The sequence below is a fragment of the Streptomyces sp. NPDC048436 genome, assembly GCF_043200355.1.
Taxonomy (GTDB): Bacteria; Actinomycetota; Actinomycetes; order Streptomycetales; family Streptomycetaceae; genus Streptomyces.
Window position 1 is genome coordinate 1 of record NZ_JBICXP010000004.1, and the last position, 22,297, is coordinate 22,297.

20 protein-coding genes are annotated in these 22,297 nt (G+C 69.5%); 10 read left to right on the forward strand and 10 right to left on the reverse strand.

Annotated elements, in window-relative coordinates; translation table 11 throughout:
* Positions 1 to 764: ABC transporter permease (locus tag ACGFX9_RS14835; RefSeq protein ID WP_393470571.1), on the forward strand; the 764-nt coding region annotated here is incomplete at its 5' end.
* A gap of 30 nt (positions 765 to 794) precedes the next feature.
* Entirely contained in the window at positions 795 to 1,568 is a 774-nt protein-coding gene (locus ACGFX9_RS14840) for a class I SAM-dependent methyltransferase (protein WP_393470575.1), read from the forward strand.
* A gap of 70 nt (positions 1,569 to 1,638) precedes the next feature.
* On the opposite strand, the gene ACGFX9_RS14845 is transcribed toward ACGFX9_RS14840, so the two are convergent.
* Complete coding sequence (locus tag ACGFX9_RS14845) at positions 1,639 to 2,844, reverse strand: winged helix DNA-binding domain-containing protein (protein WP_393470578.1); 1,206 nt, start codon at positions 2,842 to 2,844, stop codon at positions 1,639 to 1,641.
* Between the two features lie 60 nt (positions 2,845 to 2,904).
* Here ACGFX9_RS14845 and ACGFX9_RS14850 point away from each other — a divergent pair, with 60 nt between their 5' ends.
* Positions 2,905 to 3,318 carry a winged helix-turn-helix transcriptional regulator gene (locus ACGFX9_RS14850; RefSeq protein WP_393470581.1) on the forward strand — a complete coding sequence of 138 codons (414 nt, stop codon included), beginning with the start codon at positions 2,905 to 2,907 and terminating at the stop codon, positions 3,316 to 3,318.
* 216 nt (positions 3,319 to 3,534) lie between these two features.
* On the opposite strand, the gene ACGFX9_RS14855 is transcribed toward ACGFX9_RS14850, so the two are convergent.
* Positions 3,535 to 3,885, reverse strand: a complete 351-nt coding sequence (locus ACGFX9_RS14855) for a DUF192 domain-containing protein (protein ID WP_393470584.1) — start codon at positions 3,883 to 3,885, stop codon at positions 3,535 to 3,537.
* Between the two features lie 365 nt (positions 3,886 to 4,250).
* Here ACGFX9_RS14855 and ACGFX9_RS14860 point away from each other — a divergent pair, with 365 nt between their 5' ends.
* A complete protein-coding gene (locus tag ACGFX9_RS14860; protein ID WP_393470587.1) occupies positions 4,251 to 4,799 on the forward strand; it encodes a hypothetical protein in 549 nt (182 codons plus the stop codon).
* A gap of 9 nt (positions 4,800 to 4,808) precedes the next feature.
* Here ACGFX9_RS14860 and mgrA read toward each other — a convergent pair whose 3' ends face one another.
* Positions 4,809 to 5,846 (reverse strand): L-glyceraldehyde 3-phosphate reductase, encoded by a 1,038-nt coding sequence (mgrA, locus tag ACGFX9_RS14865; RefSeq protein ID WP_393470590.1) that lies wholly within the window; start codon positions 5,844 to 5,846, stop codon positions 4,809 to 4,811.
* A gap of 129 nt (positions 5,847 to 5,975) precedes the next feature.
* On the opposite strand from mgrA, the gene ACGFX9_RS14870 reads away from it, so the two are divergent.
* The 4 genes from ACGFX9_RS14870 to ACGFX9_RS14885 all read left to right on the forward strand — a co-directional run bounded on the left by ACGFX9_RS14870 (position 5,976) and on the right by ACGFX9_RS14885 (position 10,971).
* Positions 5,976 to 6,737: an isoprenyl transferase gene (locus ACGFX9_RS14870; RefSeq protein ID WP_393472396.1), complete on the forward strand. Its 762-nt coding sequence runs from the start codon at positions 5,976 to 5,978 to the stop codon at positions 6,735 to 6,737.
* 320 nt (positions 6,738 to 7,057) lie between these two features.
* Positions 7,058 to 8,380: a PhoH family protein gene (locus ACGFX9_RS14875; RefSeq protein WP_393470593.1), complete on the forward strand. Its 1,323-nt coding sequence runs from the start codon at positions 7,058 to 7,060 to the stop codon at positions 8,378 to 8,380.
* Between the two features lie 411 nt (positions 8,381 to 8,791).
* Positions 8,792 to 9,514: a lytic transglycosylase domain-containing protein gene (locus ACGFX9_RS14880; protein WP_393470596.1), complete on the forward strand. Its 723-nt coding sequence runs from the start codon at positions 8,792 to 8,794 to the stop codon at positions 9,512 to 9,514.
* Between the two features lie 125 nt (positions 9,515 to 9,639).
* A complete protein-coding gene (locus ACGFX9_RS14885; RefSeq protein WP_393470599.1) occupies positions 9,640 to 10,971 on the forward strand; it encodes an AI-2E family transporter in 1,332 nt (443 codons plus the stop codon).
* Between the two features lie 100 nt (positions 10,972 to 11,071).
* Here the strand turns inward: ACGFX9_RS14885 and ACGFX9_RS14890 are convergent, their stop codons facing one another.
* Both ACGFX9_RS14890 and ACGFX9_RS14895 read right to left on the reverse strand, forming a co-directional pair.
* Positions 11,072 to 11,602 (reverse strand): alkyl hydroperoxide reductase, encoded by a 531-nt coding sequence (locus ACGFX9_RS14890; RefSeq protein ID WP_393470601.1) that lies wholly within the window; start codon positions 11,600 to 11,602, stop codon positions 11,072 to 11,074.
* A gap of 15 nt (positions 11,603 to 11,617) precedes the next feature.
* On the reverse strand, positions 11,618 to 12,172 hold the full coding sequence (locus ACGFX9_RS14895; protein WP_393470604.1) for a peroxiredoxin: 555 nt from the start codon (positions 12,170 to 12,172) through the stop codon (positions 11,618 to 11,620).
* A 157-nt stretch (positions 12,173 to 12,329) separates the two neighbouring features.
* On the opposite strand from ACGFX9_RS14895, the gene ACGFX9_RS14900 reads away from it, so the two are divergent.
* Positions 12,330 to 13,286, forward strand: coding sequence for a LysR substrate-binding domain-containing protein (locus tag ACGFX9_RS14900; protein WP_393470607.1), 957 nt, complete (start codon positions 12,330 to 12,332; stop codon positions 13,284 to 13,286).
* Between the two features lie 36 nt (positions 13,287 to 13,322).
* Here ACGFX9_RS14900 and ACGFX9_RS14905 read toward each other — a convergent pair whose 3' ends face one another.
* The 3 genes from ACGFX9_RS14905 to ACGFX9_RS14915 are packed head-to-tail and all read right to left on the reverse strand — an operon-like array spanning position 13,323 to position 16,956.
* A complete protein-coding gene (locus ACGFX9_RS14905) occupies positions 13,323 to 15,749 on the reverse strand; it encodes an FtsX-like permease family protein (RefSeq protein WP_393470611.1) in 2,427 nt (808 codons plus the stop codon).
* Positions 15,746 to 16,432: an ABC transporter ATP-binding protein gene (locus tag ACGFX9_RS14910; protein ID WP_393470614.1), complete on the reverse strand. Its 687-nt coding sequence runs from the start codon at positions 16,430 to 16,432 to the stop codon at positions 15,746 to 15,748. The genes ACGFX9_RS14905 and ACGFX9_RS14910 overlap by 4 nt, the downstream gene beginning before the upstream one ends.
* Positions 16,429 to 16,956 (reverse strand): PadR family transcriptional regulator, encoded by a 528-nt coding sequence (locus ACGFX9_RS14915; RefSeq protein WP_160506940.1) that lies wholly within the window; start codon positions 16,954 to 16,956, stop codon positions 16,429 to 16,431. The genes ACGFX9_RS14910 and ACGFX9_RS14915 overlap by 4 nt, the downstream gene beginning before the upstream one ends.
* A gap of 237 nt (positions 16,957 to 17,193) precedes the next feature.
* Between ACGFX9_RS14915 and ACGFX9_RS14920 the strand changes: the two genes are divergently transcribed.
* Positions 17,194 to 19,464, forward strand: a complete 2,271-nt coding sequence (locus ACGFX9_RS14920) for a transglycosylase domain-containing protein (RefSeq protein WP_393470617.1) — start codon at positions 17,194 to 17,196, stop codon at positions 19,462 to 19,464.
* 60 nt (positions 19,465 to 19,524) lie between these two features.
* Here ACGFX9_RS14920 and ACGFX9_RS14925 read toward each other — a convergent pair whose 3' ends face one another.
* Together ACGFX9_RS14925 and ACGFX9_RS14930 are read right to left on the reverse strand one after the other, a co-directional pair.
* The gene (locus tag ACGFX9_RS14925) at positions 19,525 to 21,549 is read right to left on the reverse strand and encodes a SpoIIE family protein phosphatase (RefSeq protein ID WP_393470620.1); all 2,025 of its coding nucleotides are present in this window, start codon (positions 21,547 to 21,549) and stop codon (positions 19,525 to 19,527) included.
* 55 nt (positions 21,550 to 21,604) lie between these two features.
* Complete coding sequence (locus ACGFX9_RS14930; protein ID WP_393470623.1) at positions 21,605 to 22,297, reverse strand: class I SAM-dependent methyltransferase; 693 nt, start codon at positions 22,295 to 22,297, stop codon at positions 21,605 to 21,607.

The window sequence follows — 22,297 nt, forward strand, 5'->3', positions numbered from 1 at the left end:
TACGCGACTCCTCCACCATGCTGCGCCGCAACCTCCTGCACGCCCGCCGCTACCCCTCCATGACCCTCAACCTGCTGCTCACGCCGATCATGCTGCTCCTGCTGTTCGTCTACATCTTCGGCGACACCATGAGCGCGGGCATCGGCGGCGGAGACCGCTCCGACTACATCGCCTACCTCGTCCCAGGCCTGCTCCTGATGACCATCGGCAGCACGACCATCGGCACCGCGGTATCGGTCTCCAACGACATGACCGAGGGCATCATCGCCCGCTTCCGCACCATGGCCATCCACCGTGGATCCGTACTCATCGGGCACGTCGTCGGCAGCGTCCTGCAATCGATCATCAGCGTGGTCTTCGTCGGCATCGTCGCCGTGGCCATCGGCTTCCGCTCGACCGATGCCAGCGCCCTGGAATGGCTCGCGGCCTTCGGGCTGCTGGTCCTCTTCGCCATGGCGCTGACCTGGATCGCGGTCGGCATGGGCCTGGTCAGCCCGAACGCCGAAGCCGCCGGCAACAACGCGATGCCGCTGATTTTCCTGCCGCTGATCTCCAGCGCGTTCGTGCCCGTCGACGCGATGCCGGGCTGGTTCCAGCCGATCGCCGAGTACCAGCCCTTCACCCCCGCCATCGAAACCCTGCGCGGCCTGCTCCTGGGCACCGAGATCGGCCACAACGGATGGCTCACGATCGCCTGGTGCCTGGGCCTGGCCGTACTCGGCTACTTCTGGTCCACCGCAAAGTTCAACAACGACCCGAAGTAATCCCCAAGCCAACAGTGCGAGGATCGCCCGATGAGTGATCGACCCGTCAGCAGGAGCTTCGAAGAGCTCGTCGCGGAAGCGGACGCCGCCCCCACCGAAGGCTGGGACTTCTCCTGGTTCGAGGGGCGGGCCACGGAAGAGCGCCCCTCCTGGAGATACGCCCACGCCATGGGAGAGCGGCTCGGGCACGCCACCGCCTCCCTCGACATCCAGACCGGCGGCGGTGAAGTCCTCGCCTCCGCGCCCGCCCTGCCGACGCTCGCCGTCGCCACGGAGGGATGGCCGCCGAACGTGGCCAAGGCGACCGCACTGCTGCATCCGCGCGGTGCGGTGGTCGTGGCCTCGCCCGAGGACGCGCCGCTGCCGTTCGCGGCGGAGGCGTTCGACCTGGTCACCAGCAGGCATCCGGTGAAGGCCGACTTCGACGAGATCGCCCGCGTCCTGCGCCACGGCGGCACGTACTTCGCCCAGCATGTCGGGCCCTCCAGCGTCTTCGAGGTCGTCGAGTACTTCCTCGGCCCGCAGCCGGAGGTATCCCGCAACGGGCGCCATCCCGACGGTGAGCGCGCCCAGGCCGAGAAGGCCGGGCTTGAGGTCGTCGACGTGCGGGCCGAGCGGCTGCGGATCGAGTTCTACGACATCGGCGCCGTCGTCCACTTCCTGCGCAAGGTCGTCTGGATGGTCCCGGACTTCTCGGTGGAGCGGTACCGGCCGCGGCTGCGGGAGCTGCACGACCAGATCCAGAGCGAGGGGCCCTTCGTCGCCCACAGCACCCGGCATCTGTTCGAGCTCCGTAAGCCGTGAGTCGCAAGCCGTAAGACGTCAGGTACGTGGCGGCTGGTCGCGCAGTTCCCCCGCGCCCCTTCGGGGGCGCCTACGCGTGCGCCCCCACCGTCACCTCACCCACCACCAACTCCGCCTTCCCCTCAAGCACTTCCCCCACCCGCTCCACCTGCTCCTCCAGCTCCCGCCGCCGCCCCGCGGCCAACCGCTCCAGCGGCTCGACCGTCACCGTCAGGCGGCGGCCCGCGCGCCGCTGGTGCCATACGCCCGCCACGACCCCGTCGACCAGCAGGACGGGGAAGTTGCCGGCCTGGCCCCCGGCCAGCGCACGCTCGTACGCCCGGCCGGGGAAGAGGCGTTCGCGGGGGTGGGAGGCGATGACGTACGCGTCGAAGTAGGGAAGCAGCCGCACACCCCGCACCGGCTCCTCAGGGAACTCCATGTCACCCGCGACCACGTACGCACCGGGCTTCCCCCCGGCCACGGCCCCCGCCCCGTCCCTGGCCCCGGCCCCCTCCATCTCCACCGCCTCGATCTCGCCGGTGGAAGCCAGAGACACGAACAGCTCCGCCGCCCAACCGCCCGGCGCCGCGGCCCACTTGGCGAACTCGCGTGGCGTCGCCGGGCCGTACGCGTACAAGAACCGCCGGACCAGCCGCTCCGTCGCCTCCTCGGCGGAGAGCGGCGGGTCCTCGGAGACGGGCGGACGCGTGTACGTCACCTTGCGTCCCCTGTTCGGTGCGAAGCACAGCGCGCCACGGTGGCCCGCGAGGTGCATGACCGAGCGCCAGCGCGGCCACATCCCCTGGAAGGCGGGCATCACCAGGTCGCCCGCCCAGGGCCCCGTACGCGCAAGCACTTCGTCGTTGAGCTCGTCGATGGTCAGCTGCTTTCCGTCCAGCGCCTCACCGATCGCGCTCACGACCTCCTCCGTCTGGGGCGGAGTCAGGCGCGCCTCCGCCTTGAACGGGTTCGGGCCGCTCGGAATCGCGGACAACGCGCCGGTCCAGAACGGGAGTTGTGCGGTCGGCAGGAGGTGGATCGTGCCGCGTGGCCCGAACGTCTTCACCAGGCTCGGCTCCTCGCCCCACAGCGCCTCGCGTACGTCCTGCCGGGTCGCCCCGTCCATCCGCAGCCCCACCGACAGCTCGGCGGCGGACATCACCTGCGCCTGCGCGGCCAGCATCGCGTCGACGACCTGCCCCGGCCCCGCCTCACCCGGCCTCGCCGGAGTCCGCAGGAACTGCCTCTCCGAGCGCCGGGCGTTGGCGGCGCTCCACGAAACAGCAAGGCTCATCAGAGTTCCCCTTCGGTACTGTCCATTCACAAGTGGCTCTGCGGACAAGGGGAGTGGACCATGCCGAAGCACGGCGCGGAGGGCAATTCGGAGGGCAATTCGGAGAGCACCGGGAGCGGCGGCAAGGAGACGAAGCAGTTGTACGCCTGTGGCCTCGACGCCGCGGTGGACGTCGTCGGAGGCAAGTGGAAGCCGATGATCCTCTGGGCTCTGTACGCGGGCAGGACCCTGCGCTTCGGCGAGCTCCGCCGCCACATCACCGGCGTCAGCGAGAAGGTCCTCATCCAGCAGCTGCGCGAGCTGGAGTCCGACGGCATCGTGCACCGCGAGGTGTACCCGGAGGTACCGCCGAAGGTCGAGTACTCGCTGACCCCCCTCGGGCTCTCCCTGAACGAGGCACTGATCCCGCTGGGGGCGTGGGGCGACGAGCACATGCAGCAGCTCGTGGCAGGCAGGGAAGGCAAAGCCGCCTGACGGGAAACCTGACGGGAAAGGGGAGCGGATGGTTGCCTGTCGCGTCGATCGTTAGCCAAGTGATCCCGAAACAGGTCGCGTTGATTCCGCATCGTTATCCGTACCGGCTCGATCCGGCCATGAGAATCACGTAAGTTCAGACCAAGGCGAATTCGCGTGAGCAAAGCCACGTGTGCGGCGCCGCGCGGTGGAGGGGACTGCGCGGCCCGCTCGCCCTCACCCGAGCTCCGCGGCCCCATCCGACCGCACCTCGACCCGTGCGCCCCGGCGTACGCCCCACCGCTCCATCGCCCCGGCCTCCGCCTCCAGGACGTGCCGGGCCCGCGGCCGCGGCCGCCCTATCCGCCCCGGGCGCATCGTCCGCACGCACAGCACCCGCAGCTCCCGGTCCAGATACGCCACGTCGATCGCGAACCGCATCCCCACCGTGTGCACGCTGCTCGCCGGGCTCAGCAACAGCGCCCCGCGCACTCCGTCCCGCCCGAGCAGTCCGCGCCGCCGGGCGCGGGCCGAATCCGCCATTTCCAGGGGGAGCATCCGTCCGCTCGGCAGGATCAGCATCGCCATGGGAGCCGAAGCTAGCCGCCCGCCCACGCACCGCGTCAAGGTGACCCGCCCGTGCGCCGCGTCAAGGCGGCGCCCCGAGGCCCGTCCCTCCAACGGGCTACCGCCTCGCGGGGCCGAAACCTGTCTCTCGGGGCCGAAATCCGGTGGAGAACAGGGCCGCGCAGTTGTCAGCCGGTTTCGGAGAGTAGTTGTGGCACGCCGATGCACGCAGCATCACTTACGAAGGGTTATGGTGGAAACCCCCCCTCGGGCCGGTCCGTCTCCCCCCCACGGACCGGCCCGATTTTTTGTGCCCGCGGGGAGCGCAGGGGGGCGCACTCGCCCGAATGATCACCGGGTCCGGGCCTGCGGATATCGTCAGGGACATGTCGAACCAGAACCCTCCGCCGCAGGGCAACCCGTACGCGAACCCTCAGGCCGACGCCCCCCAGGGCCATCCCCAGGCCGCCCCTCAGGCCAACCCCCAGGCCGGACTCCCCAGTTACGGCGGCCCGGCGCAGGACCCCACGCATGTCTACGGCTATGGCTACGGCTACGGCCGTATGGTCCCGACCACGATGCCGGGCGTCGTCCGTGCCACGCAGATCATCCTCTGGGTCCTGGGCGGACTGGTCTTGATCGGAGTGATCGGCATAGCGGCCACGGGCGACCCGGTGACGGCGGGCGCGGCCACAGGCGTGAACGTGTTCCTCCTGGTGGCCTGCGGTTTCTCGTTCGCGTTCAAGACCGCGGGCAACGGCGTGCGGGTGACCTGCATCGTCCTGATGAGCGTGCAGATAGCCTTCGGGCTCGGCGGCCTCGCCTCCGGAAACCCGGGCGGCATCCTGGGCCTTGCCGGCTCGGTCTCCACCGTCATCCTGCTGAGCCAGGGTGCCGCGGGCGCCTGGTTCAAGCGCCCGCGCACCCTCAACTGACCGCGGCGATCAGCCGCGCCCGGCCCAGATGTTGGTGCCGGGCGTGGAGACCGCGAACGTGTCGATCTCGGCCAGCTCCTCGTCCGTGAGCTTCGGTCCGGCAAGCGCCGCGACGTTCTCCTCCAGCTGCTTCACGCTGGAGGCGCCGATGAGCGCGGAGGTCATCCGCTCGTCGCGCAGGACCCAGTTCAGCGCCAGTTGCGCGAGCGACTGATCGCGGCGGGCCGCGATGTCGTTCAGGCCATTGAGGCGGCGTACGACCTCGTCGCTCAGCAGCTCCGGGTCGAGCGACTTGCCCTGCGTCGCGCGCGAACCCTCCGGGATGCCCTTCAGGTACTTGTTCGTGAGCAGGCCCTGCGCCAGCGGCACGAACGAGATGCAGCCCATGCCCGCGCCTTCAAGGGTGTCGAGCAGGCCGTCGTCCTCGGTCCAGCGGTTGATCATCGAGTACGACGGCTGGTGGATGAGGGCCGGAACGCACATCTCCCGCAGCAGCCGCGCCGCTTCGGCCGTCTGCTCGCTGTTGTACGAGGAGACACCCACGTACAGCGCCTTGCCCTGCTGAACGGCGGACGCGAGCGCGCCCATGGTCTCTTCGAGCGGGGTGTCCGGGTCGAAGCGGTGCGAGTAGAAGATGTCCACGTAGTCGACGCCCATCCGCTTGAGCGAGGCGTCGAGCGACGACAGCAGGTACTTCCGCGAACCCCATTCGCCGTACGGGCCGGGGTGCATGAGATAGCCCGCCTTGGTCGAAATGACCAGTTCATCGCGGTACGGGGCGAAGTCCTGGGCGAAGAGCTTGCCGAAGTTGAGCTCGGCCGAGCCGGCGGGCGGCCCGTAGTTGTTCGCCAGGTCGAAGTGCGTGACGCCCAGGTCGAAGGCGCGGCGCAGGATCGCGCGCTGGCTCTCCAGGGACTTGTCGTCACCGAAGTTGTGCCACAGGCCGAGGGAGACGGCGGGCAGCTTCAGACCGCTGCGGCCCGTGCGCCGGTACTCCATGGTGCTGTAACGGTCCGATGCCGCTCGGTACAGAGACGTGTCGTTCATGGGTACGAAGCTACTTCAGTGAGGGCTCACCCAAGGGCGAAGGCCCGTCACCCAAGGGCGGAGGCACGCCCTCACAGCGGTAGGCTTTCGCCTTCGGGGACTGCCATCTGCATGGAGGGGCTGACAGAAGTGAACCTGCGCGACCTGGTGTACGGACTTTACGCACGCCGGGTGGAAGGCCGCCTCGACCACGATCAGGTGCCCAAGCACATCGGGGTCATCCTCGACGGCAACAGGCGCTGGGCGAAGGCGTCCGGCGGGACCACCGAACAGGGCCATCAGGCGGGTGCGTACAAGATCGAGGAGTTCCTCGGCTGGTGTGCCGAGACGGACGTCGAGGTCGTCACCCTCTGGATGCTGTCGACGGACAACTTCGACCGCCCTGAGCGGGAGCTCATCCCGCTCCTCGGCATCATCGAGGACACGGTCCGCTCCCTCGCCACCGACGGCCGCTGGCGCGTGCACCACGTGGGCACGATGGACCTGCTGCCCGACCGCACCCAGGCCGTCCTGAAGGAAGCCGAGCAGGCCACCCACGCCAACAAGGGAATACTGGTCAACGTGGCCGTCGGGTACGGCGGCCGGCAGGAGATCGCCGACGCGGTCCGCTCGCTGATCCTCGACCACGCGGACAAGGGCACGAGCCTGGAGGACGTCGCGGAGAGTGTCGACGTCGACCTGATCTCCAAGCACCTCTACACACGCGGCCAGCCGGACCCCGACCTGGTGATCCGAACGAGTGGAGAACAGCGCCTGTCGGGCTTCATGCTCTGGCAGTCCGCTCACTCCGAGTACTACTTCTGCGAAGTCTTCTGGCCCGCCTTCCGCAAGGTCGACTTCCTGCGTGCCCTGCGTGATTACGCGGCCCGCCACCGGCGCTACGGCGGCTGACACCCCACGGGGTGCTCGCGTTGGTGAGGCGTGAGTAACCCAGAGTTCACGGACGCGCCGTCATATGCCCTGGCATGGCTGCGCGTGTTCGAGGGAATAAGCCTTGCAGGTCGACATCCGATTCACGGATGTCGTATCTCAGCGGGCGGCATGGGGCCGTCCGCCCGGGAGGCCCTTTGCACCAGGACGACCGTGCGGTGAGTACGGGCGAAGTGGAGGGCCGGAGCTCGGCCCGCGCACTGCGGTCCGAGACCGGTCCGGATTTCTCCCGGCATCCTTCCCGTCGCTCCCCGACCTCATCCGAGGGGGTACGTCCTTCCGTGGTGACCAGCACGAAGCGCCGCATGCCCGACAGGCGCACCTATGTTCTCGACACCAGCGTTCTGCTCGCAGACCCGAACTCCATGTACCGCTTCGACGAGCACGAAGTCGTGCTGCCCGTCGTCGTGGTCACGGAGCTCGAGGCGAAGCGGCACCATCCCGAGCTCGGCTACTTCGCCCGGCAGGCCCTGCGCCTGCTGGACGACTGCCGGGTCAGGCACGGTCGCCTGGACGCGCCGATCCCGATCGGCGACCTGGGCGGCACGCTGCGCGTCGAGCTCAACCACTCCGATCCCGGCGTGCTTCCGGCCGGCTACCGGTTGGGGGACAACGACTCACGGATTCTCGCCGTAGCGCGCAACCTCCAGGCAGAGGGATACGACGTCACTGTCGTGTCGAAGGATCTGCCTCTGAGGATCAAGGCGTCATCGGTCGGCCTCCTCGCCGAGGAGTACCGCGCCGAACTCGCCATCACGGACTCCGGCTGGACCGGAATGTCCGAACTGACCCTCTCCGGTGACCAGGTGGACCTCCTCTTCGAGGAAGACACGCTGTACGTGCCGGAGGTGGCGGACCTGCCCGTCCACACGGGCCTCACCATCCAGTCCGAGAAGGGCAAGGCACTTGGCCGCGTCACGGCCGAGGGCAACATTCGTCTCGTACGCGGTGATCGTGAGGCCTTCGGCATCAAGGGGAGGAGTGCGGAGCAGCGCATCGCGCTGGATCTGCTGCTCGATCCGGACATCGGCATCCTGTCGATGGGCGGCCGGGCGGGCACCGGCAAGTCGGCTCTCGCGCTCTGCGCGGGACTTGAGGCGGTCCTGGAGCGCCGCCAGCACCAGAAGGTGATGGTCTTCCGGCCGCTGTACGCGGTGGGCGGGCAGGAGCTCGGCTATCTGCCCGGCACCGAGGCCGAGAAGATGGGCCCCTGGGCGCAGGCGGTCTTCGACACGCTCGGCTCGGTGGCGGGCAAGGCGGTCATCGAGGAGGTGACGGCGCGCGGCATGCTCGAAGTGCTCCCGCTCACCCATATCCGCGGGCGCTCGTTGCACGACGCGTTCGTGATTGTCGACGAGGCCCAATCCCTGGAACGGAACGTCCTTTTGACCGTTCTGTCCAGGATCGGGGCGAACTCCCGCGTCGTACTCACTCATGACGTCGCCCAGCGCGACAACCTCCGAGTGGGGCGGTACGACGGGGTAGTTGCCGTGGTCGAGAAGCTGAAGGGGCATCCGCTCTTCGCCCATGTGACGCTCACCCGCTCCGAGCGTTCGCCGATCGCGGCGCTCGTGACCGAAATGCTGGAGGACGGGTCGATCTGAACCAGTTCACGGTGGTTACAGGGTAGTTGGGCGCCGCCCGGCGAAGCGAAGGAGCTTAGCCGGGCGGCGTCTTGGCGTTCGCCCTTTTCCGAAAAACTCCTGGGGCAAACGAGGTGTGAGCTTTCACACGCAACGGAGAATTGCCTTGCGGTGTCCGGCTGGGGCAGAGTCTGGGTCCTGTCAGGCCCCGCATGCGACACACCGGTACCCCCAGCGGTACCGCAAACCGGAAACACCAGAACTTCATAGTGGCAGTCGCATGCCGCCCGAGCACCACGCGACGCTCCCCTCACGGGAGTTGTCCACCGGGTCCGTGCCTCCCGTGACCGAGAACCAAGCGGAGGCCAGCGCCAGGGGCACGATTGCGTCCGCGAGGTCACCTATGCGGGCGCTGCTGGAAGGAAACCGCTTGTGAGCCGGATTTCGGTCCGGGGATTCGCCGTGGCATCTGCCACCGCGGTCACCACTGTCGGCGCTGTTGTCGGTGTCGCCTCGGGCAGCACCCAGGGCGCCTCGAATGACAACGACTTCGAGGCGACGGCAAGCGAAGCGACACTCCTCGCAGACATCCCCGCGGGTCAGCAGGCCCAGGTACAGACCGCGTCCCTGACGCAGCAGGCCGACGCGCAGGCCATGGCTGCCGACACGGCGGCGAAGAAGTCCGCGGCGGAAGCGGCCCGCAAGGAGGCCGCCGAGTCGGCGATCGCCAAGCAGAAGGCCGCTGAGAAGGCGGAGGCCGCAGAGAAGGCGGCAGCCAAGAAGGAGCGCGAGGAGAAGACGGAGGTCAAGGCCAGCCGTTCCTCCACGCGCGACGCCTCGGCTTTCTCCCCGCAGTCCTCGTACACCGTCTCGCAGGTCCAGGCGATGGCACGGCAGATGGTCCCCGGCGACCAGTTCCAGTGCTTCAGCAACATCGTCAACCACGAGTCCACCTGGAACTACAAGGCCACCAACGCCGGTTCCGGCGCGTACGGCCTCGTCCAGGCGCTCCCCGGCTCCAAGATGTCCTCGGCCGGAGCCGACTGGCAGACGAACCCCGCCACACAGATCAAGTGGGGTCTCGGCTACATGAACGACCGCTACGGAAGCCCGTGCGGAGCCTGGGACTTCTGGCAGGCGAACAACTGGTACTGAGCGGCGTCTCGCTCAACCTTCAAAGGCCCCTCACCGTCCTTCGGTGGGGGGTCTTCGCCGTGTACGGTCAGTCCGACAACTTCCAGGGGGGAGTGGTGGGGAAAGACGGGGGAAGAGGACGGATCATGTCGCGAGTACCAGGATGGATCGGCAGGCTCGGGTCCGGACTGTCCCAGGTGGGCGAGCGGATGGGCGCGAAAGAAGGGCCTGATGACGGCTTCGACGATGACATCGAACCGTCCCGCCGCTCGGCAGCCGACGATGCCGCGGCCGAGGGTGAGGTCGTCCCCGCGCCGCCCGCCTACGCACCGGACATAGCGGCCAGGCCCGACCCCGTCGCGGCGGTGCCGTGGGGGATGCGGGTCGCGGCCGAGGCCGGCTGGCGGCTGCTCGTACTCGCGGGCACGCTCTGGGTGTTGATGAAGGTCATCAGCGCCGTGCAGCTGGTCGTCTTCGCCTTCGTCGCCGCGCTGCTCATCACCGCGATGCTCCAGCCGACCGTGGTCCGGCTCAAGCGGCTCGGCCTGCCGCGGGGCCTCGCCACGGTCGTCACCGCCGTACTCGGCTTCGTGATCATGGGACTCGTCGGCTGGTTCGTGGTCTGGCAGGTCATGGAGAACGCGGACACGCTCTCCAGCCAGGTCCAGAACGGCATCGACGATCTGCGCAACTGGCTGCTCACCAGCCCGTTCCATGTGACCGAGGATCAGATCAACGACATCGCCAAGAGCCTGCGTGAAGCGGTCGGGGCGAACACGGAGGAGCTGACGTCGGCGGGGCTCGAAGGCGTCACCGTGATCGTGGAGGCCATGACCGGCATCCTGCTCACGATGTTCTCGACGCTCTTCCTGCTGTACGACGGCAAGCGGATCTGGCAGTGGGTCCTGAAACTGGTCCCGGCGCCCGCGCGGCCCGGCATCGCGGGAGCGGGCCCCCGCGCCTGGCGCACCCTCACCGCCTACGTGCGCGGCACGGTGATAGTGGCTCTGATCGACGCGATCTTCATCGGGCTCGGCATCTACTTCCTCGGGGTGCCGATGGCGGTGCCGCTGGCCGTCTTCATCTTCCTGTTCGCGTTCATCCCGCTGGTGGGCGCGGTCATCTCGGGCGCCCTCGCCGTGGTGGTGGCGCTGGTGACGCAGGGCGTCTTCACCGGCGTGATGGCCCTCGTGGTGGTCCTCGCCGTGCAGCAGATCGAGGGACACATCCTCCAGCCGTTCATCCTCGGCCGGGCCGTACGGGTGCATCCGCTGGCCGTGGTGCTGTCCGTGGCCGCGGGCGGCCTGGTCGCCGGGATCGGCGGGGCCGTGGTGGCCGTGCCGCTGGTCGCCGTCACCAACACGGTGGTGGGCTACTTGCGGGCGTACTCGCGGGAGGCCGCCCTGAAGCAGTCACCGCAGCCGCGGGGTGCCACGGCGTTGGACGTGGCACCGGTCGACAGCCCGTCCGCCGATTGAGGACGAACTCGGCGGAGCCGGTGATCGACGGCGCGCATGAGAAACGGCCCCTTCCAGCAACCGCTGGGAGGGGCCGTTCCGTTACCGCTCAGGGGAACCGCTACGCGAGCGACTCCTCGGAGTCCAGCGTGACGCCGACCGCCTGGATCACCGCGGCGATCTTGAACGCTTCCTGGATCGTCTCGCGGTCCACACCGGCCTTGCGCAGCACCTGCTCGTGGGAGTCGAGGCACTGGCCGCAGCCGTTGATGGCGGAGACGGCGAGCGACCACAGCTCGAAGTCGACCTTCTCCACACCGGGGTTGCCGATGACGTTCATCCGCAGGCCGGCCCGCATCGTCCCGTACTCGGGGTCCGAGAGCAGGTGACGCGTCCGGTAGAAGACGTTGTTCATCGCCATGACCGCGGCGGCGGACTTGGCGGCGGTGTACGCCTCGGGGGAGAGGTTCGCCTTCGCCTCGGGCTCCAGCTCACGCAGCACGCGCGGGGAGCGGGAGGCGATCGCGCAGGCGAGCACCGTGCCCCACAGCTGCTGCTGCGGCAGGTCCGAGTTGCCGATGACCGAGCCGAGGTTCAGCTTCAGGTCCTTGGCGTAGTCCGGTACGGCGGACTTCAGTTCGTCGAGTGCCATGTCAGAAGGCTCCGTTCACTCGCCCGAGAGCAGCGCGACCGGGTCCAGGGTCTCGTCGCCGGAGGTCCAGTTGCACGGGCACAGCTCGTCCGTCTGGAGCGCGTCGAGGACCCGGAGGACCTCCTTGGGGTTACGGCCCACGGAACCGGCGGTCACCATCGTGAACTGGATCTCGTTGTTCTGGTCGACGATGAAGACGGCGCGCTGCGCGAAGCCGTCCTCGCCCTCGATGCCGAGGTCACGCATGAGCTCGTGCTTCGAGTCGGCCATCATCGGGAAGGGCAGGTCGGTCAGGTCCGGGTGGTCCTTGCGCCAGGCGTGGTGCACGAACTCGGAGTCGCCGGAGAAGCCGAGGATCTGGGCGTCGCGGTCAGCGAACTCTTCGTTCAGCTTGCCGAAGGCGGCGATCTCGGTGGGGCACACGAAGGTGAAGTCCTTGGGCCACGCGAAGACGATCTTCCACTTGCCCTCGTAGGTCTTGTGGTCGATCTGCTTGAACTCGGAGCCCTTCTCAAGCGAGACACAGGCAGTCAGATCGAACTGGGGGAACTTGTCACCGACAGTGAGCACGCGCTCTCCTTGCAGCAAAGAAAATCCCTTTTGGGGAGTTTCCTGGGGGGTTGGACTGATGATGATCGTGGCACAGGGTGCATTGATTAGGGAAATAGCTAGAGTGGGTCGTGTTGATCGGACCTGGCTATCAGTGCCAGTAGTTAAGGAGGGGCCCGTGGCCACCAGCGCCAAGCCCGTGACCAAGCGGGGGGCCCGCCAACCCAGCCTCGCCCAGCTGCGCGCCTTCGCCGCCGTCGCCGAGCATCTGCACTTCCGGGACGCCGCCGCCGCGATCGGGATGAGCCAGCCCGCGCTCTCCGGCGCCGTGTCCGCCCTGGAGGAGACACTCGGTGTCACCCTGCTTGAGCGTACGACCCGCAAGGTCCTGCTCTCCTCGGCGGGTGAGCGGCTCGCGGTGCGCGCCAGGGCCGTGCTCGACGAGGTCGGGGCGCTGATGGAGGAGGCCGACGCGGTGCGCGCGCCGTTCACCGGGGCGCTGCGGCTCGGCGTGATCCCGACCGTGGCGCCCTATCTGCTGCCGACCGTCATCGGGCTCGTACACGAGAAGTACCCGGACCTCGACCTCCAGGTGCACGAGGAGCAGACCTCGTCCCTGATCGAGGGGCTCGGCGCGGGGCGGCTCGATCTGCTGCTGCTCGCCGTGCCGCTCGGCGTGCCCGGCATCACCGAACTGCCCCTGTTCGACGAGGACTTCGTGCTCGTCACGCCCCTGGACCACTGGCTCGGCGGGCGGGAGGGGATCCCGCGCGAGGCCCTGCGCGAGCTGAACCTGCTGCTGCTCGACGAGGGGCACTGCCTGCGCGACCAGGCCCTGGACATCTGCCGCGAGGCGGGGCGCGCGGACGCCCCGGTGACCACCACCGCGGCCGGGCTCTCCACGCTCGTCCAGCTCGTGGCCGGCGGGCTCGGCGTGACGCTGCTTCCGCGCACCGCCGTCCGCGTCGAGACCAGCCGCAGCAATCAGCTCCTGACCGGCTACTTCGCGGACCCGGCGCCGACCCGGAGCATCGCCCTCGCCATGCGTACGGGGGCCGCGCGGGCCGCGGAGTACGAGGCGCTCGCCGCCGCCCTGAGGGGGGCCGTCAAGCCGTTGCCGGTGCGGGTGTTGTGACCCCGCACCGGCAACGTACCGGCCCTGGAAGGGCAGTTACTCCGTGCGCAGACCGTCCGGGCGCATCATGCGCCACAGCGGCGGCAGGCTGAGCAGCGTCACGACCGCGACGAGCACGGCTCCGGCGGCCGTCAGGGGAGCGAACAGCCACCAGTCGGTGACCGAATGCCGGATCATGCGGACCATGACCCAGCCGAGGCCGGTTCCGCCCGCGACGGCGAGAGCCAGGCCGATCACGACCGGGATCGCGGTCTGCCACAGGATCGACCACGCCATCGAGGCGCGGCGCGTGCCGAACGCCGTGAGCGCGGCGAGCAGGCGCTTGCGCTCCCGCAGTTGCTCGATCATCGAGACCAGCATGGACGCCGCGATCAGCGCCATCGTCGCCATCGCGCCGATCCGCAGTCCGGTCTGGATGGTGGCGTACTGCTTGTCGCGCTCGATCGCCCGCAGCGTCCGCACGTCGAGGAACGGGTCCACGTGCGCCCCGGCGTTGCGGATGTACTCCTCGGCGTCCGGGACGTCCGGGTCGACCTTGATCATCGCGGTCGTGGCGGCGTCGGCCATCTTGGACAGGTCGATCGCGCCGGGCGTGGCGAAGATGCCGTTGTGCAGCTCGCCCCCCGGGTCGGAGCGGGCCTTGACCGTGCGGGAGTCGGCGGGCAGCGTCCACGGGGCGTGCCGGTGGCCGGGCTCGTCCCAGCTGATGGCGTTCAGGTCGACCGGCTTGCCGGGGCGCGCCGCTTTGTCGACCCACTTGTCCATCGCGGTGCCGGTGTGCACGACGAAGGTGTCGCCGTCCTCGCAGCTGCCGATGTGGGCGAGCTCGCGCAGGTTCGCGCAGGTGGCGACCGTCAGCTCCGTGGTGGGCCGCATGTCGTCCGCGTTCTTGAGCTTGCCCGGCTTGACGACGTACGTGGACACCGTGCCGATGACCTTCTCGACGCCCTTGGTCGTGCGGAACGTGTCGATCATCCGCGCGGCGAGTTCGCCGTCGCCGACGTCGGCCGTCACGACCAGCTTGGCGCGGCCGGGATTGTTGTCGGTGGCCTGGTTGAAGTCGTCGTGCATCGCGACGAACAGCATCTGCAGGGCAACCGCGCCCGCCACGGCGACGGTGATGCCGCTGACCGCCCGTGCCGCCGTACCGCTGCTCAACTGAAGTCTGCGGGTGGCCAGTTGCCAGGGGATGGGGCCGCCGCCGCGCAGCTTCGCCACGCTCACCTCGACGAGCCAGGGCAGCAGCGCCGCCAGGCCCACCAGGGTGAGCGTCGCACCCGCGCCGATGGCGAAGACCGGCGGTGCCATGTCGCCGCCGACCTGGCCCGCGGCCAGCAGGATCCCGAGGCCGAGGAGCGGCATCACGATGCGCCACCACAGACGGCGCTTGCGGGGCTTGCTGCTGCGGACGACGCCCAGCGGCTCGATGGAGACGGCCCGCAGCGAGACCAGCGTGACCAGGACGGCCGTGACCGGCACGGCGAGCAGGATCAGTACGGCGAGGGCGGGCACCGGCACCACGTCCGAGGGGAAGGCGCTGATCTTCCACCCATCGAGCGTGCCGATCAGTTCGCGCACGCCCAGGAAGAACAGGCCACCCGCGGCGAGACCGAGCAGTGCGCCGCACAGGGCCTCGCCCGCCGCGATCCGTCGCACGCTGTGGGCGTCGGCGCCGACGAGGCGCAACGCCGCGAGACGCCGGTCGCGCCGGTCGCCGCCGAAGCGGACGGCCGTGCCGATGAAGATGATCACCGGGGTCAGCAGGACCACGCAGATCAGGACCACCAGGACGATCAGCATCTGGTCCAGGGGTTCCGCAGGCTCCTTGTAGCCGAAGCTTTCGACGCGGTGGCCGCCCTTGGCCGGGGTGAGGGCGTCGGAACCGGCGTAGTAGTAGAGCTCCTGGGGGTTGGTCAGGCCGGCGTCGCCGATGGTGCCGGTGACGCGGTACTGGCTGTAGCGCTCCTTGAGGAGAGCGCCCTCGGAGCTGCCGAGGAGCTCGCGCAGGGCGGGCGACACGAACATCTCGCCGTCCGCCGGGATCTTCTTCAGGCCGGGCGGCAGGGCCGGGTGCGTGCCCTCGGCGCGCAGCACGCGGCCGCTCACCGTCTTGTCGCGGAAGTCGGTGGGAACGTCGCGTTGCAGGACCGTGGAGTCCGACCGCTTGATCTTCTTGCCCGTGAACTCGCCCTCGGCGGAGCGAGCCACCGAGCGGTCCTCGCGGTTCTGGAGCAGGTTGGGCACGGATGCCGCGCCGAGCAGCAGGGCCACGCCGAGGCCGACGCCGACCGCGGTCAGGAGGGTGCGAGCCCAGCCCTCGCGGCCGCCGCCGACGGCGAACCGGATGCCCAGCGCGAGGTCACGGACGAAGGCGCGGGATCCCCCCGTGGACACAGCCGCGGCGGGGTCGGCGTGCGGCGGCCCGGGCCGCGTGTGGGCCTCGGCGCGCGTGTCGAGGCTCATATCGCCCGCTCCATGTCGCGTGACCTGCCGTCGCGTACGACGATCTCGCGGTCGGAGTAGGCGGCGACGCGCGTCTCGTGCGTGACCAGGACGACGGCGGCGTTCGTCGAGCGCGCGGCGTCGGTGAGCAGCTCCATCACACGCTCGCCGTTGAGCGAGTCGAGCGCGCCGGTGGGCTCGTCGGCGAAGAGCACGCGCGGACTTGTGGCGAGCGCGCGGGCCACGGCGACCCGCTGGCCCTGGCCGCCGGAGACCTCGCCGGGCCGCTTGGCGGTGACGTCCTCGACCTCCAGACGCTCCATCCAGGTGCGGGCGGTCGCCTCGGCGTCCTTGCGCTTGGCGCCGTTCAGCCGCAGCGGAAGCGCCACGTTCTCGACGCACGTCAGCTCGGGGACCAGCTGCCCGAACTGGAAGACGAAGCCGAACTCGCTGCGGCGCAGGGCGCTCAGCGCCGCGTCCGGCAGGTCGACGAGCTCGCGGCCGTTGTACGTGATGGAGCCCGAGTCGGGCTTGACGATCCCCGCGAGGCAGTGCAGGAGCGTGGACTTGCCGGAGCCGGACGGGCCCATCACCGCGACGACCTCGCCGGGATGGATGGAGAAGTCGGCGCCGTCGAGCGCGGTCGTCGGACCGTACGCCTTGTGAAGACCGGAGGCGGTGAGAAGGGAACCTGCGGGGGTCATGCGGAGCGAACCTCCTGGGCGAGCTTGCCGAGGCGCGCGGCGGCAAGTTCCAGCCAGCGCAGATCGGCTTCGAGGTGGAAGAGCGCGTGGTCGCAGATCAGCTGGTCGGCGAGGTCGCCCTTGCGCTTGCGGTCGGTGAGGATGCGCATCAGGCGCAGGTGCTCGGCGCGCTGGGCGTCGAGCATCTCCGAGGCGTCGCGCTCGGTGAGGAGCGCGAGGACGACCTTCGTGTAGAGGGTCGACTGGAGGTAGGGCTCGGGCTTCTCCGGGGTGGCGAGCCACCGCTCGACATCGGTGATGCCGGCTTCGGTGATCGCGTACCGCTTGCGCTCGGGGCCGCCGCCCGCCTCTATGCCGTCGACCTCGACGAGGCCGTTCTTCAGGAGGCGGGACATGGTCGAGTAGACCTGCCCGTAGTGCAGCGGCTTGTCGTGACCGAACTTCTCGTCGAAGGTGCGCTTGAGGTCGTAGCCGTGGCGCGGGCCCGATTCGAGCAGGCCGAGGAGGGTGTGACCGATGGACATGCGGAGCACTCTACACGGTGTGTATACCCGCCATGTATACCGGTCACGAGGTGCTCACAGGTTCGAAAGTCAGGCAACCTTCTGAGGTCTGTGTTCGTCGGTTCTTAAGGGCAGGTGCTCATTGTCACGTCCGGAAAAGGCCGGATCGGCAGGAGTTTGTCCCAGGGTGCGGTGTTAGCTTCATGAGCTGACTCGACGTACGCATGAGGACTAGACGGAAGCGGAGCACTCAGAGCCATGGGCCGAGCGGAAGAGCGACAGGCGCGACAGCGCGGCGCGCGCCGGGCAGCGCGCGGGCGCCCTGCCGGCGCCGGCAAACCCAAGCGCACCGGCATACGCCGCTTCTTCACGCTGAAGAAGATCCTGGGTACGTTCTTCGGCCTCTGCCTGCTGGGCATGCTCGGTTTCGTCATCCTCTACATGGTGGTCGACGTGCCCGAGGGCAACGCGGCGGCCAAGCTGCAGAGCAACGTCTACAAGTACAAGGACGGCAAGGTCATCGCCAGGACCGGCGAACTGAACCGTGAGGTCGTCGACTTGGACAAGGTGCCGAAGAAGGTGCAGCGCACGTTCGTGGCCGCCGAGAACAAGTCCTTCTACAAGGACAAGGGCGTCGACTTCAAGGGCACGGCCCGCGGCCTGATCAACACGGTCACCGGCAAGGGCAAGCAGGGCGGCTCGACGATCACCCAGCAGTACGTCAAGAACTACTACTTGACGCAGGATCAGACGGTGACCCGCAAGTTCAAGGAACTGGTCATCTCGCTGAAGGTGGACCAGAACAGGAGCAAGGACGACATCCTCGCCGGGTACATCAATACCAGCTACTACGGCCGCGGCGCCTACGGCATCCAGGCCGCCGCCCAGGCGTACTACGGCGTGGACGCCGAGGAGCTGAACGTCACGCAGGGCGCCTATCTCGCCGCCCTCCTCCAGGCCCCGAGCCAGTACGACTGGACCTCCGCCACCGACGCCAGCCGCAGACTGGTCAAGGCCCGCTGGAACTACGTACTCGACAACATGGTCGAGGAGGGCTGGCTGCCCGCGGGTGAGCGCGAGAAGCTCACGTTCGACGTGCCGGACAAGCCCAAGGCCGCGCCCGGCCTCGAAGGGCAGACCGGCTATCTGGTGAAGCAGGCCAAGGACGAGGTCATGCGGGCGGGCAACCTCAGCGAGAAGCAGTTCGACGCGGGCGGCTACTCGATCACGCTCAACATCGACGAGAAGAAGCAGAAGCAGCTGGAGAAGGCTGTCGACAAGCAGCTGAACGACAAGCTCGACCCCGACAAGCGCAAGGCCGACGCCCGGGTGCAGGCGGGCGCCGCGTCCGTCGACCCCAAGACCGGCAAGGTCCTCGCGATGTACGGCGGCCAGGACTACGTCAAGCACTTCACGAACAACGCGGCCCGGCGCGACTACCAGCCCGCCTCCACCTTCAAGCCGCTGATCCTGGCCGCCGCCCTGGAGAACGGCTCCCAGACGCAGTCCGGCCAGCCGATCACGGCGAACACGGTCTACGACGGCACCAGCAAGCGCCCGGTCAAGGGCAGCGACGTCGGCTTCGCCCCGCCGAACGAGGACGGCAAGAGTTATGGCCCGGTCACCGTCCAGAAGGCGATGAACAAGTCCATCAACTCCGTCTTCGCGCAGATGGGCGTGGACGTCGGCATGGACGACGTGCTGGAGACGGCCGGCAAGCTCGGCATGGACGTCGAGGACCTGCCCGCCGTGCCCGCGCAGACCCTGGGCACCATGGGCGCGAGCCCGCTGGAGATGGCGGGTGTGTACGCCACGCTCGACAACCACGGCAAGAAGGTCACCCCGGCGATCGTGGCCAAGGTCGAGCACAAGGACCGCACGATCGACCTGCCGGACCCGATCGGCGAGCAGGTCGTGGAGCGGGGCACCGCGGACTCGCTGACCTCGGTCCTGACCGGTGTGGTCGACGACGGCACGGGCAGCGCGGTGCGCAGCCCGGTGCAGGACGTGGCGGGCAAGACCGGTACGTCCGACGACAACAAGTCGGCCTGGTTCACCGGCTACACGCCCAAGCTCGTCACCTCGGTCGGTCTCTTCGGTGAGGGTGCCGCGGGCACGGCCGAGGAGAGCAAGCAGGTCTCCATGAAGGGCGCCGGCGGTCTGCCGCGCGTCGACGGCGGCAGCTTCCCGGCGCAGATCTGGGCGGCGTACACCTTCAAGGCGATGGGCTCGCCCAGCAAGTTCGACCTGGACACGTCCATGGGCGCGGCCATCGCACCGCCTCCCGATCCGACGACGGAGGCCCCCGAGGAGCCCACGGACGAGCCGACGGAGTCCGAGGAGCCGACGACGAAGCCTCCGACGGACGAGCCGACCACCAAGGAACCGACGGACGACCCGACGACCCAGGAGCCGACGGACGACCCGACGACCCAGGAGCCGACGGACGACCCGGAGGAGCCGGACCCCGACCCGACGGGCTCCATCGAGATCCCGGAGAACCCGAACGGACAGCGCCAACAGAACTGAGTACGGCGAAGGCGCCCGGAAGCACATGCTTCCGGGCGCCTTCGCCGTACTGCTGCCTGCTCAGCTGTGGTTCAGCTCGAACCACACCACCTTGCCCGTGCTCAGGCGCGTCGCGCCCCACCGCCGGGCCAGCTTGTTGACCAGGTAGAGCCCGCGTCCGCCCTCGTCCGTGGCCCGCGCCTGCCGGAGGCGCGGCAGCTGCGGCACGTCGTCGCCGACCTCGCAGCGCAGCACGTCCGTACGCAGCAGGCGCAGTGTCACCGGGCGGGATGCGTACCGCACGGCGTTGGTCACGACCTCGCTGACCAGGAGCTCCAGGGAGTCGTTCAGCTCCTGGAGGCCCCAGCGCTCCAGGGCGCTGCGGGCCAGGCGGCGGGCGCGGGCCGGTGTCGCGTCCTCCGGCTCCAGGTACCAGTACGCGACATCGCTCGGCGCGATTCCGTCGAAGCGGGCGGCGAGCAGCGCGATGTCGTCGTCCCGGTCGCCGGGGCCGAGCATGTCGAGCACGTCGTCGCAGAGGGCTTCCAAGGGCGGCGGGTGGTCCGGCCCCGTCAACTGGGCGGTGGCGGCGAGCCGTTCGCGCAGCTGCTCTATGCCGGTCCACACGTCACGCAGGCGGGACTCGACAAGGCCGTCCGTGTAGAGCAGCAGCGTGGCGCCCGCGGGCGCGTCGAGCTCCACGGCTTCGAAGTCGACGCCGCCCACGCCGATGGGCGCGCCCGGCGGGACCCGCAGGACCTCCGCCCGGCCGCCCAGATGCAGCAGGACGGGTGGCGGGTGGCCGGCGTTGGCGATGGTGATGCGGTGCGCGACCGGGTCGTAGACCGCGTAGAGGCAGGTCGCCATGCGGTCCGAGCCGAGCCGCTGGGCCTGCTCGTCCAGGTGGTGCAGGACCTCCTGGGGCGGCAGGTCGAGCCCGGCCAGGGTCTGCGCGGTGGTCCGCAGCTGGCCCATGATCGCGGCCGATGTCATGGAGTGCCCCATGACGTCGCCCACGACGAGGGCTACGCGGCTGCCGGGCAGCGGGATCGCGTCGTACCAGTCGCCGCCGACGCGGGCCGTCTCGGCGGCCGGGAGATAGCGGGAGGCGAGGCGGACGCCGGTCGGGCGTGGCAAAGTCTCGGGCAGCATCGTGCGCTGGAGCTCGTCGGCGATGTACGCCTCGCGGCCGTAGAGCACCGCCTTGTCGATGCCGAGCGCGCTGTGCGTCGCCAGTTGGGCCGCGACAAGCAGGTCGTCGTTCTCGAACGCGGGCCGGTCGGGGCGGCGCAGGAACACCGCGGCGCCGATCACCCGGCGCCTGCCCCGCAGCGGGGCGAGGATGGTCCGCTGGCCCGAGGGCACGGTCCGCCCCTCGCCGAGCAGTTCGGGCAGCGCGGCGCTTGCCGCGGGGGCGTCGGCGAAGACCGGGCGGACGCCGCGAAGGACCTCGGCGAGGGTGCCGCCGGGGCGTACCTCGCAGAGCTCGGCGGTGGTCACCAGGTCGGACTGCACCTGGAGGGCGGGCATCGTGCCGCCCTCGGTGTCGGGCTCCTCGGGGATGCGGTCGGTGCGGCGCAGGCGCAGTACGAGGGCGCCGCTCGGCCGCTCCTCGCCGACCGGCAGCGGGTCGCGCAGATAGACCAGTATGGCGTCGGAGAACGTCGGCACCGTGGCCCGGCACAGGCCCATCACGATCTCGTCCAGGTCGATGCCGCGGGCGATCCGCCGGGTCGCCGCGCCCACGAAGCGCAGCCGGTCGCCGTCACGGCGCATGGCGGCGGGGCCTCCGCCCGGTGGCCTGGGCTGTCCCGAGCGCCGCTCCTCGCCGCCCGGAGCGCCATCGGGGCGCGGGCGGTGCGGGTCGGGGTGCTGCCCCGGGGACCCCGACGGCTGGGAGTGCTCGTCGCTGGGGCCCGGGGCGGGGTCGCCGGTCCGTGCCTGTGCCGCCTGAGGGGACTGTGTCGGCTGCGCGGGTAAGGCGGCCGCGCCCGCGCTGTCCCTCGCCTTCGGGGTACGCACCAGCGCCCCGCGTGGGTCCGCGGGGGCGGGGGGCCGGGCAGCTCGGGGCTGTCGGCCCTCGTCGGGGATGGAGTGCTCCGTCACGCGTTTCGAATCCGTCCGTCCGGGGCTGCGCCTTGGTCTCCGGTGGCTACTTTGGTCAGCCGCGTCGGCAGTGCAGGAAGAGCTGATGCTCGGGTGGTACGTCGGTACTGGCCGGGGCGTAGGAGTACGTGTCCTCGTCGACGATGTCGAAGCCCGCGTCACGTACGGCCTGCCGCAGTTCGTCCCGCAGATATCCGGATACCCGGATTGTGTGCCCCAGGAACGGAATTCTCGCGTCGTCCAGGTCGGCTTCGACCATGGACAGTGCGAGCAGACCACCGGGGCGCAGCAGTCCGTGCAGCAGCCGCAGAGCGTACGGGATCTCGGCGCGCGGAAGCATCAACAGCGCGAAGAACGCCGTGATTCCGTCGAACAGGCCCACGCCGTCCGGCCCTTCGGCCCGCAGCGCCGCCACGTCGAGCCGCCGGAACTCGGCGCCCTGGTCGGGCACGTTCTTCCTGGCGAGGTCGAGCATGCCCGGGGAGAGGTCGATCCCGAGGACCGAGTGACCGGCGCCCACGAGTTGCTGAGCGGTCGGAAGTCCGGTTCCGCAGCCCACGTCGAGGATCCTCGACCCGGGCGCCAGCGCGTCGGCGAGCCTGCGCCCGGCGGCGAGCTGGCCGTCCTTGTGCGGGAAGGCGTCGTCGTAGTGCTGTCCGATGGCGTCGAAGGCTTCGGCCTGCCCCGTACGGTCGGGCAGCACGCCGGATGACCCGCCGTACCCCTCGAACCCGCTCGCCTCGCTCAC